The sequence below is a fragment of the Vibrio sp. 1069 genome (assembly GCF_033340555.1).
Genome location: NZ_JAWOWP010000983.1, coordinates 1 through 510, shown reverse-complemented (window position 1 = coordinate 510; position 510 = coordinate 1). Strand labels below are relative to the sequence as shown.

Below are 510 nucleotides of genomic sequence, written 5' to 3'. Positions count from 1 at the left end.
GGTCTTTTGACTGTAGCAACTGCTGCTTCTGCTCTTGTTCTAGCGGGTTGTGGCGATAAAGAAGTGGACGTAAACAAGGTAAAAGTTGGCGTAATTGCAGGTGCTGAAGCGCAAGTTGCTGAAGTAGCGGCAAAAGTAGCGAAAGAAAAGTACAACCTAGACGTTGAACTGGTTACGTTCACGGACTACGTAACACCAAACGCTGCGCTAGATGACGGCTCTGTAGACGCGAACGCTTTCCAACACAAACCTTACCTAGATCAACAAGTTAAAGATCGCGGCTACAAACTGGCTATCGCAGGTAACTCGTTTGTTTACCCAATCGCAGGTTACTCAAAGCAAGTAAAATCAGTGGATGAAATTCAAGATGGCGCACGCATCGCGGTTCCAAACGATCCAACCAACCTAGGTCGCTCACTACTGCTTCTTGAGCAACAAGGTTTGATCACTCTACGTGATGGCGTTGGTCTACTCGCTACAGTACGTGACATCGTAGGCAACCCGAAGAAC

At 47.6% G+C, this 510-nt stretch carries 1 protein-coding gene; it reads left to right on the top strand.

The annotated features are described in order from the left end of the window. Nucleotides 1-510: MetQ/NlpA family lipoprotein (locus R7040_RS30160; protein WP_318098151.1), on the top strand; the 510-nt coding region annotated here is incomplete at both ends.